We start from the raw sequence: 7,370 nt of genomic DNA, 5'->3' as shown, positions 1-7,370 counted from the left end.
GGGGTGCTTTTAGGAGCGGTTCTAGGGCTGCACATAAGCGGCCTGCCTTACCTCCACACACTGGCGGTTCTTCTGCTGGGGGCGCTGGCCCTTCTAACCCGCTACGTTTCGCTGGCGGTCTTGGCCCTGCCTTTGGGTTTGGCGATTCTCACCGTGGTTCTACCCGTGGAGGCCTGGGCCAGGTTTGCTGCTTGGGGGCTTTTGGCGGTGGCCTTGTGGCGCCACAAGGAGAACATCGCGCGGATGCTCGAGGGCATTGAGCCTCGCCTGGGTGAGCCTCCTCCCCTGCCTTCGCGGAAGCAGGTGGTCTGCGCTTTTATGATTCACCCCCTGACGGTGGAGGACTTCTTTCAAAGCCCTCGCTTTCGCTGGGCTAGGTCCCTGATTACGCGGGGGATTGTTCCAAGGGCCTGGGTAGAGCGTCTTTCGGAGCTTTTCCGGCCTATGAAGGTGGGGGAGCTGCGCGGGGTGAGGACCGTGGACGGTCGGGAGATTCGCTGCTATTTGATTTCCGCCCCGCTTCTGCCTCACCAGATTACCAGCAAACCCGAGCTCGCCACTCTGCGGGCCATCCAGGGGGCCCGGCTGGCGCGGGAGCTGGGCTGCACGGTGGTGGGCCTGGGGGCTTTCTGGAGCGTGGTGGGCGAGAAGGGCCGGCTGGTGCAGGAGGCGGTGCCCGAGATTGAGGTCACCAACGGCGGGGCCTACACCGCCGGCACCGTCAAGGCGGCCATCCCTGGCATCCTGGCCCACTTTGAGTCCAGCGGGCGAAGCCTGAGGGAGGCCACCGCCGCGGTGGTGGGGGCCAACGGGGTGGTGGCCTTTGGCATCGCCCGGCAGATTGCGCCGCTGGTGGGCCGGCTGATTCTAGTGGGGCGGAACCTCGAGCGCCTGGAAAAGAGCGCCGCGACCCTCAGGCAAAACTTGGAGCGGAAGGGACAGCCGGTGCCCGACATCGTGACCACCCTGGAGATAGCCGCCATCCGCGAGGCCGACCTGATCTTTAGCGCCACTTCCGACCCCCGGCCGGTCATCTTCCCCGAGCACGTCAAGCCTGGTGCCTGGATCTACGACGAGGGTGTACCGCCCGATGTAGACGAGTCGGTGAAAAAGCTGCCGGGGGTACGGGTGATTCCGGGCGGGGTGGTGCGGCCTCCTGGCAATATGACCGGCAACCTCGACCTGCACTTCGGCGAGGGAGCCGTACCGGCCTGCCTGGCCGAGACCATGATTCTGGCTGCCGAGGGGGCCTACGAGCGCAAGAGCCTGGGGGGCGAGACCAAGAGCGAAAACATCCAGTTCTTCGTCGAGCGGGCCGAGGCGCTGGGGTTCCGGGTGGTGGACTAATCCTACTCGTGGCCCAGCAGACCTTTCTTGCGGGCCAGTAGGTCTGCGCTTTGGAACAGGTAAACCCCTAGGCTATACACCACTACCGTACCTAGGAGCAAGATGGCCCATTCCAGCGGGGCTGCGCTGCCCCCTAGGATGAGCTTTCGGAAGACGCCAGCGCCCAGGGTCAGGGGAAACCACTGTAGTTGGGGCAGTTCAACGATTACCGCAGGAAAAACCAGCAACTGCACCAGGGTGAAAATTTGGCTCACTTCTTTGAACAGGAGGATAACCGCGCCGGCCATCAGACCGAGGCCCAGCGAGGTGAGCGAGAACAAAAAGAGGGCCGGCAGAAGCTGCCAGCTAAACACGAAGTTGGCCCCAAAAATGGTGCCTAAGACAGCAAAAAGAAGACCAAACTGAAGCAGACTGAGCCACAGTCGGGCCAGCACCTGCACCACAAAAAAAGCCGTCAGGCCCTGGCCCGAGAGCACCATGTTTTCCAGCGTGCCCGACCGAGCCTCTCGGCTGACCTGCATGGCCGGCCCGCTGATGATGCCCACGGCCAGCAGGCCCAATAGGTAACCCACCAGGAGTTTTGCGGTTTGCACTCCACTGGCATCTAGAGCGCCTGCTGCCCTGGCGAAACCCACCAGAAGGTAGAAGATGAACCCGATTAGAACCAGGCTCAACACAAACTACAGCGGGTAGCGAACCTGCTCGAGCCAGCTTCGAATGAGTTCGGCCCAAAGAAGGTGGCGGAGTCTAGACATGATGCGGCTCCTTGGTGAGGGTTTTGAATATTTCGCCCAGGTCGGCCTCGAGCCTTTCGATGTGCTTGATAGGGGCGGGGCGCAGCTTGTCCATTAGCTCATAGATTTGCCGGGGATGCTCTAGGCTAACCTCTAGGACGGTTCGGGTCTCGTCCAAACTGTGCGCCATAGGCAGAATGTCCTCTAGAAGCGGCTCTGCCAGCACCACCCGGTACGTTTGCCGGGCGAACATCGCCATGAGCTCACTTTTGGGCCGATCTACAGCGATGCGCCCCTTGCTTAGGATAGCCACCCGGGAGGCCAGCCTCTCGGCCACCTCCATCTGGTGGGTGGTGAGCAGAATGCCCTTGCCGCTTTGGGCCATCTGCCGGATTTGCGCCTCCAGCGCCTCCGCCGCGTCAATGTCCAGCCCCAGCGTGGGCTCGTCCAGCAGCACAAACGGAGGGTCGTGCGCGATGGCGTTGGCAAAGGCCAGCTTAGAGAGCATCCCTTTGGAGAGGGTCTGGGTGGGGGCGTTTCGCTTGTCCCAAAGGCCCAGCTCCTCGAGCAAGTGTTTTGCCCGCTCGACTGCAGCCTGGCGCGACATCCCGCGCACCATGCAGGTGTACTGCAGGTTTTCCAGGGGCGAAAGCCGCGGATACAGGCCTCGGTTGGTGTCTATCAGCGCCCCGAACTGGGCCATGTACTCAGGCTCGCCCAGGGTGTACCCGTTGATGCTAACCCGCCCTGCATCCGGAAGCACCAAGCCGCAGATAATGCGAATAGTGGTGGTTTTGCCGCTACCGTTGCGCCCCAGCAGCGCGCATACCTCGCCGGGCCGCACCTCGAGGGAAACCCTCTCTAGAACCCGCACGGTGTTTTTTCTAGAGGTGTAGGCTTTTTCGACAGATTCAACTTGTATCATCTTTATTATCCAGGAGGCACGGGAAAAACCCGTGCCTCTGCGATTAGTCCTAATCCTAGCGCATATCCCTAGCACCATCCCAGCACGCAAAAGATGTGATCAAGTAGAGCGACGATGTATTCCTTGGTAATCATCCAAACCCCCCAAATTGTTCCATTGCGTGCCTATTCAATGCTTAACAGCCGTTGGAAACGAAGCAGATTACTTCGGCAATCAGGCGAATAATAAACTCCCGCAACGTGTGATCCCTCCTTTCCGAGGCGCCTCAGGCGGAGAGTACACTATTAGAAAAAAATCAATACTCTCTTGTTGCACTTAGTCTATTTATGGCCCTTTATACCATTCCAGGCTAGAGTGGTGATTGGCATGATGCTCTTGCTCAGCCCCACCCAGTTTGAAGCCGCTTTCCTCAAAGGCCGCAGGTTCACCTTCCATGGCCGCGCCGGGCTGCGGGGGGAGGGGTGGATCTGGCTCGAGTCGGGGGTTGGCAAGGTCAACATCGCCGCCACCCTGGCCGCTTTTGCTAAAGGCCGCAAGCTGGAGCGGGTGTTGTTGTTTGGCATTGCCGGCATGTACCCCGATGCGGGCTTGGAGATGGGGGACGCGGCCCTCGCCGGGAAGGAAATCCAGGCCGACCTGGGCATTCGGGACGGCGGAATGAAGGGCCTGGGCTTCCCCACACTGGCGTTGGAGGGGGGCGTGTACCACAACCGCTTCCCGCTAGATGGGGCGTTTACGGCGGAGCTAAGCAAAACCCTCGGCCTGCCCATCAAAACCTTCCTGACCCGCGATATGGTCTCGGAAAACCCTACCGAGGCCCGGCAGCTCTCGCGCAAGTGGGAGGCCGACCTCGAGAACATGGAGGGTGCGGCCTTTGCCCAGACCTGCTTGTGGCTGGGCCTCCGGGGGGCCGAGCTGCGGGCGGTTTCCAACCTCGCCGGGGTGCGGGACAAAGCCCAGTGGCGCATCCGGCAGGCGGTGGAGCGCCTCGAGCACCACGTTCTGCGTATCATTGGGCCATGACCGAACCGATTGACATCACCCGCCCCATCTACCCCGGCGTTCCGGTCTGGCCCGGCGATACCCCCTATAGCTACGAGCTCACCGCCCGGATTGCCCAGGGCGACAGCGTGAACGTGGGCAAAATCACCACCACCACCCACCTGGGCACCCACCTGGACGCGCCCTGGCACTACGTGGAGGCGGGCGAAAAGCTGGAAAGCGTGCCGCTCTCGGTGCTGGTAGGCCCCTGCCGGGTGGTGGACGCCCGGGGGCAAAAAGCCCTGTCGGTGGAGTTCCTAAAGGGCGTGGAGCTGGCCGAGCGCACCCTCTTCTACACCGGAGAGCCCAACCGCTGGGATACCTTTCCCCACCACTTTATGCACGTGCTGCCGGAGGCCGCGCTATACCTGGCCGCGCAGGGGGTACGGCTCTACGGCACCGACGGCCCCAGCGTGGACCCCCTGACCTCCAAAGACCTCCCCGCCCACCGGGCCTTTGCCCGCGGCGGGGTCTTCATCCTAGAGGGGCTGGCCCTAGAGGGTGTGCCGGCGGGCAGTTATGAGCTAATTGCCCTGCCCATGCGGCTCGAGGGGGCCGACGCCGCACCGGTGCGGGCTATTCTGCGCTAGAAGCCTATTCCGAGCCGCAGCGCGAAGCGGCCAGTGGGGTTGCGCTGGCTGAAGCCGTAGTCCAGCCGGATGGGGGGCAGAATGGCCCCCAGCAGGTCTAGGTTGAGCTGCAAGCCCACCCCCGCTCCCAGGAAGAAAGCGTCCAGATCGCCCGTGGCCGGCCACAGACGGCCAAAGTCGGTAAAGATGAAGCCGTAAAGGTTAGTGCCGCCGGTGGGGGAGAGGCCAAAGTTGTAGCCGTACTCGAGGCTCCCGTTTAGTACCGTGGTGCCCTTGTCAAGGAAACGGGGGTCGTAGCCGCGCAGGGTGGAGATGTCGGTGCTGTTGCCACCCAGGCTGAATTTCTGGCTGTCCTGGGCGGTTCCAAAGATGGTGCCAAAGGAAAGCCGCAGGCTCAGGGCCTGCCGGGCTGTCTCATCAAGCGGGAAGTACTGCCGGGCGGTGACCACCACCGGCACGAACTGGGTGGCCTCGCTGCCCTTGGGGAAGGTGATGCCATAGCCGGTGCTGAGGTTGATGGAGAAACCCCGGGTGGGGAAGTTGGCGTCGTTGAGGGTGCTGTAGGTGGCCCCCAGGGTCAGGGTGATGGCTTGGTACTCCCGCAGGCTTTGCTCGAAGCGGTTGATGGCATCCTGCAAAAGGGCGTTGCTGCAGGCGGTGTCCTCGGCCACGCTGGGGTTGGCGGTGTTGCCGCTGGCGGTGACCTTCACCAAGCAGCGTGGGCGGTTGGGGTCGTTGACCTCCAAAACGGGAATGCTCCACTCCCACCCCAGCCCTGCCGATATCCGGAGGTTGGGGAATTCCTTGCTCAAGGGGCGGGAGATGGAGAAGTTTAGGCCGGTTTTGCGCTCGGTGTACTGCCAGAGGGAAGTGGTGTCGTTGCTGTCTATTACACCATCCCCGTTGAGGTCGGGAGGGGTGCCGTTGTAGAGCTGTTGTAGAGGAAAGTTGATGTTGGCCTGGGGTTGGCTGTAGAGGTTCACGCTGAAGGAGGTGCGCACCTCCTTGAAGTCGGCGAAGTCAATGTATATCCAGGGGATGCGGTACGAGGCGCTGAAGGTGAGGAGCTGGCCCGCGTCGTTGGGGTTGACGCCCAGGGTGATGCTGTACTGGTGGGCCAGGCCCCAAAGGTTGGTGTCGCTGATGCTGATGCTGCCCTCCCAGCCGGTTAGGCTGCTCCAGGCAATGCCCGGAACGAAGCTCCCGGTTTGAGCCTCCCGCAGGCTCAGCACCACGATCACATCCTCAGGCCTTTCTCCTTGCTGGGGTCGCACGGTGGGGGGCTCGCGCAAAAGGCCGGTGCGAAGAACATTGGTGATGCCTTGGCGCAGCGCACTTACCGAGAAAAGGCTGCCTACTGGGGGCAGCTCCCGGAGGAAAACGCTGGGGTCAGTGCGGGTTAGGGGGGGATCAATCCGGTAGCCCGCAATGCGCAGCTCGCGCAGCCGTTGGGTGTAGACCCCATCCCGGAAGCTGAAGTCGGGCTGGGCTACCAGTTCGTACCCCGCCTCGCGGTACTCCCGCAGCAACCGAGCGAAATCCTCATTGGCCAGGGTGGGGTTGTACTCGTCCCCAGGCTTGAGGCGCATGCGGGCCAGCAACCGCTCGGTGGGGATGGCGCTGTTGCCCTCGAGCCGCACCTCTCGGATAGCCCCGTAGCGCTGCTCCCCTACCTGGAAGGTGAGCCGCACCCCGTCTTGGGCAACGCGCTCGGGGCGAACCTCAATGACCCGGCCTAGGCTGCGGGAGAGGGCGTTGACCCCGTCTAGAATCCGGTCCAGGTTGAAGGGGTCACCCGCTTTGAGCCCCAGCGGGCTGATGTCCAGTCCCGGGGAGTTGATCTCGGCGATCTTGAGTTCGTTGAAGGCCACCCGCAGGACCCCCTCTGAGAGGACGGTGCGCCCCAGGTCCACCCCGCTGCCGCGAAACCCCGCGGCGGCATAGACCTCGGCGGTCCTTCCCACCGCCTCGCGGTAGCGCTCAAAGGAGAAGCGCCCGTCCTCTATTACGTTTTGAAAAAGGGGTTCCAGTCGCTCTTTGGGCACGTAGGTGGCCGTCCCGACCTCCACGGCCTTGAGTTCGGGGTTCTCCTCCACCCGGAAGGTCAGCTCTACCCCTTCGGCCAGGTCTTTGGCCTCGGGTGTGACCCTTGGCTCAAAGGGGAAGCCCTCGTTGCGGTAGATGCGGGCTAGGGCCTGGGCCGCCTCGGTGGCCTTTTTGGGGTTGAAAACGGAGCCGACCCCGATGGCGTGCTCGGTTTCTAGGTAGCGCAGCACCTCGGCTTCGGGGAAGGCCCGGGATGTGACGCTCACTTTGGTCAGGTTGGGGTTGGGGAGCACCTCTACCACCAGCTTGCTGCCTTCCAGCCGCAGCCGCACGTCGCGGAAGTAGCCGGTGTCAAGGACTGCGGCCCGGGCCTGCTCGAGGTCCCCAGGCTCGTCGCCCACCCCGAAGGGTAGGGCGATGCGTACCAAGGCGGCGAGCACCGCATCGGCGCCCCGTACCTCAACCTCCTCGAGGGGAGCAGCGCAGGCCAGGCCCAGCAGAATCACGAAGGGCAGGAATCGCCTCATGCTGCCAACCATATGCGAGCCCGGTGAAGTGCGCGTGAGAGGGATTTTACCTTTCGCAAAGCCTTCCTTGGTTGCCTTGCGGGCTAGAGGTGGCCGGGGCCGTATGCTAGAGGGTGGGGTTATGAAGTGGCTGGCTGGATGGGCGGGCCTGCCCAGGGCT

Annotated in this window: 6 protein-coding genes; 3 read left to right on the top strand and 3 right to left on the bottom strand. The window is 62.9% G+C overall.

Translation table 11 applies throughout. The features are described from left to right. Nucleotides 1–1,347: dehydrogenase (locus Mlute_RS06215; RefSeq protein WP_119359876.1), on the top strand; the 1,347-nt coding region annotated here is incomplete at its 5' end. Between the two features lie 2 nt (nt 1,348–1,349). On the opposite strand, the gene Mlute_RS06210 is transcribed toward Mlute_RS06215, so the two are convergent. Further along, nucleotides 1,350–2,024 carry an ABC transporter gene (locus Mlute_RS06210; RefSeq protein WP_245958870.1) on the bottom strand — a complete coding sequence of 225 codons (675 nt, stop codon included), beginning with the start codon at nt 2,022–2,024 and terminating at the stop codon, nt 1,350–1,352. 70 nt (nt 2,025–2,094) lie between these two features. Continuing rightward, on the bottom strand, nt 2,095–2,955 hold the full coding sequence (locus Mlute_RS06205) for an ABC transporter ATP-binding protein (protein ID WP_245958869.1): 861 nt from the start codon (nt 2,953–2,955) through the stop codon (nt 2,095–2,097). 417 nt (nt 2,956–3,372) lie between these two features. On the opposite strand from Mlute_RS06205, the gene mqnB reads away from it, so the two are divergent. Next, nucleotides 3,373–4,029 carry a futalosine hydrolase gene (gene mqnB, locus Mlute_RS06200; RefSeq protein WP_119359873.1) on the top strand — a complete coding sequence of 219 codons (657 nt, stop codon included), beginning with the start codon at nt 3,373–3,375 and terminating at the stop codon, nt 4,027–4,029. Further along, nucleotides 4,026–4,637 (top strand): cyclase family protein, encoded by a 612-nt coding sequence (locus tag Mlute_RS06195; protein ID WP_119359872.1) that lies wholly within the window; start codon nt 4,026–4,028, stop codon nt 4,635–4,637. Before mqnB ends, Mlute_RS06195 begins: the two co-directional genes overlap by 4 nt. On the opposite strand, the gene Mlute_RS06190 is transcribed toward Mlute_RS06195, so the two are convergent. Next, on the bottom strand, nt 4,634–7,210 hold the full coding sequence (locus Mlute_RS06190; protein ID WP_245958868.1) for a BamA/OMP85 family outer membrane protein: 2,577 nt from the start codon (nt 7,208–7,210) through the stop codon (nt 4,634–4,636). The genes Mlute_RS06195 and Mlute_RS06190 overlap by 4 nt on opposite strands. Nucleotides 7,211–7,370 lie beyond the last annotated feature (160 nt).

Origin of the sequence: Meiothermus luteus (assembly GCF_003574085.1) — a bacterium.
GTDB classification, from domain to species: Bacteria; Deinococcota; Deinococci; order Deinococcales; family Thermaceae; genus Meiothermus; species Meiothermus luteus.
The sequence above is the reverse complement of the archived record's forward strand: the minus strand, read 5'-3'. Positions and strand labels throughout refer to the sequence as shown.

What these genes read in the sequence shown, in the direction of transcription:
- Mlute_RS06190 (WP_245958868.1), bottom strand. Translation starts at nt 7,210, where the DNA reads ATGAGGCGATTCCTGCCCTTCGTGATTCTGCTGGGCCTGGCCTGCGCT.
- Mlute_RS06195 (WP_119359872.1), top strand. Translation starts at nt 4,026, where the DNA reads ATGACCGAACCGATTGACATCACCCGCCCCATCTACCCCGGCGTTCCG.
- mqnB (WP_119359873.1), top strand. Translation starts at nt 3,373, where the DNA reads ATGATGCTCTTGCTCAGCCCCACCCAGTTTGAAGCCGCTTTCCTCAAA.